Raw genomic sequence first — 2544 nt, 5'->3', positions numbered from 1 at the left:
CGATGCAACGTTTTCGATAATAAAGTAAAATTTCAGCTTATTTTTGTTATTGAAGCTTAAACGAAAAATTACGATTACAAAATGACTAAATTTTAAAATTCCGACCTTAAAATTTAGTCAGCGGGATTCCCAATAAGCGTCGCTGCGAGAAAAGCGCTAGAATAAAAAGGCAGCAGTTTCTGATATCGAGAAATAGGGTAGGACATAGATTTTATAAAATTTGGATTTGTAGAATTTAAAGTGAAGTAATATACAAGAGGAATTAAAATTTGAAGTAATTCTAGGTTAGAAGCACATACTTCTGCGGTATGTTGTTAGCAAAGAGATTAAAATTTTAAAGCAAGTTCCAGGCGAGGCGATAAAAACGATAAAATAGCGGCGTGGAGGGTTAAATTTTAAAAATTCCAAGTGAAAACAAAAGCAAAAAAGCAAAATTCTAAAAATTTCAAGCGAAATTTGAGCTTTTAGCGGTATTTTGAAATAGCAGAAGGCTTTCAGAGGCGCTTGAAATAACAGAGAGCTTCCGGCAACTTTTAATGCCTGCCAAAAGCCCATCTTTATAGTTTATTATGTATCTTTTGCGCTCGAAAGCTCGAAATTTCGCTTGCAAAAAGCCCAAAATCTCAAAAGTTTCTGCTTACTACTTGCAATGTTCCTGTAATGCTTTGTCCCGGCTCGCCGCGGTTAAAATTTAACGCTTGCGCGTTTCTCGCAGCTAAAGCCTCGCGAATCGAGCTTAGCGGATTACAAGACCTTGCGGAATTCCGCGTCTGATAACCCAAACTAGGGTTTTCTTGCCCTTGTAATCTTTGATGTATCGATCGAAGTCGTCCGAGCTTTTAACATCATTTTGACCCACTTGGATGATCACGTCGCCTACCTCAAAGCCGTAATCATCGGCTTTTGAGCCATCTTTTACGCTTAAGACGAGGGCACCCGAGACATCGTCGTCGAGGTTATATTTGCGGCGTAAGCTGTCATTCAATGTCCTTAGCTTTAGCCCCTCTATCGCGCTTTTTGAGTCCTCACCGGCTGAGCCTAAGGTGGTGGAGTCGGATTTCATCGCGTCTAGCTTGATAGTCGTGCTCTTGCTTTTGCCGTCGCGTTCAAATTCTACATCCACTGAGCTTCCTGGAGCCATTGAGCCGATTAAATTTTTTAGCTCGTTGGCGTTTTTGATAGATTTGCCGTTTATTTTGGTAATCAAATCGCCGCGCTTGATACCTGCTTTATCGGCTGGCATATCCTTTTCTACGCTAGAGATTAGCGCACCCTCTTTGCTTTCATAGAGCTCTTTTTGATCTTTAGACATATCCGAGATCGTAACGCCTATAAAGCCACGCTCGATCTTGCCGTTTGTGATGAGCTTTTCAGCGATCTCTTTTACCATATTTGAAGGGATCGCAAAGCCTACGCCGTTATTTCCGCCGCCGCGACTTAAAATAGCGGAATTTATCCCCAAAAGCGCGCCGCGGCTATCCACTAGCGCGCCGCCTGAGTTGCCCGGGTTGATCGAAGCGTCGGTTTGGATGAAATTTTCATATTGATTTAGCCCGATGTTGTTTTTATTTAGCGCCGATATGATGCCTTGAGTGATGGTACCGCCCACGCCGAAAGGATTTCCGATAGCAAATACAATGTCGCCCTCCATAGCCTTGGACGAGTCGGCAAATTTAACCGCAGAGAGATTTTTTTCGTCGATTTTAATGATTGCAAGGTCGGTTTTAGGGTCGGTGCCGATTACCTTGGCTTTATACTCTTTATCGCCTTCTAGTAGTGTAACTACGATTTCGTCGGCATTTTCTATTACGTGATTATTTGTGACAATATAGCCGTCTTCGGAGATGATGACACCAGAGCCTAGTGAGCTTCCCTCGCGCTCTTGTTGTTGCGGAATGTCAAAGTCGAAAAATTGCTTAAAAAACGGATCGTCAAACATCTGTGACATCGGGCTGTTGCCTGCTTTGATCTTGGTTTTAGTCGCGATATTTACGACGGATTTTTTCACGTCCGCAAGCGAGCTGTGATACGAAAGCACCACGTCTTGATTAAAGCCCGGATTTACGCGCTCATAATTGCTTGGAGCTTCTTTAATGTCGATACTGGCGCCAAAAAGCGCACCTGCTAAAGCTATCGATATGATGATCGATTTTTTCATTTTTGCTTCCTTTGTGATAATGAAATTTTGGCGGAATTATAAATTTTGTCCGCTAATATATTCTTAACGCAAAATTAAAATTTATAAATAGAATTTAGCAAACTTGATTGACACTCACTAAAGTTTTATGATATAATCTACATAAATTTTAAGATTTTAAGGATTAAAATGGCAAGTACAAGCAGTTTATACGAAACCTTAGGCGTGGATAAATCAGCAAGCGCCGAGGAGATTAAAAAAGATTACCGCAGGCTAGCTCGCAAGTATCACCCGGATATCAATAAAGAGCCAGGAGCTGAGGATAAATTTAAAGAGATCAACGCCGCGTATGAAATTTTAAGCGACGAAAAAAAGCGCGCGCAGTACGATAGGCACGGCGACGCGAT

General features: G+C 41.7%; 2 protein-coding genes. One reads left to right on the top strand and one right to left on the bottom strand.

The features are described 5' to 3' along the window. Positions 1–736: 736 nt before the first annotated feature. Positions 737–2158, bottom strand: coding sequence for a Do family serine endopeptidase (locus Q0095_RS03225; RefSeq protein ID WP_291937493.1), 1422 nt, complete (start codon positions 2156–2158; stop codon positions 737–739). Between the two features lie 168 nt (positions 2159–2326). On the opposite strand from Q0095_RS03225, the gene Q0095_RS03220 reads away from it, so the two are divergent. Then, a partial coding sequence (locus Q0095_RS03220; RefSeq protein ID WP_297881300.1) for a DnaJ domain-containing protein occupies positions 2327–2544 on the top strand: 218 nt, incomplete at its 3' end.

The sequence above is a fragment of the uncultured Campylobacter sp. genome, from assembly GCF_938045535.1.
Taxonomy (GTDB): Bacteria; Campylobacterota; Campylobacteria; order Campylobacterales; family Campylobacteraceae; genus Campylobacter_B.
This window is presented reverse-complemented; position numbering and strand designations above follow the sequence as displayed.

Coding starts and splice junctions, on each gene's coding strand:
- Q0095_RS03225 (WP_291937493.1), bottom strand. CDS start 2,158: ATGAAAAAATCGATCATCATATCGATAGCTTTAGCAGGTGCGCTTTTT.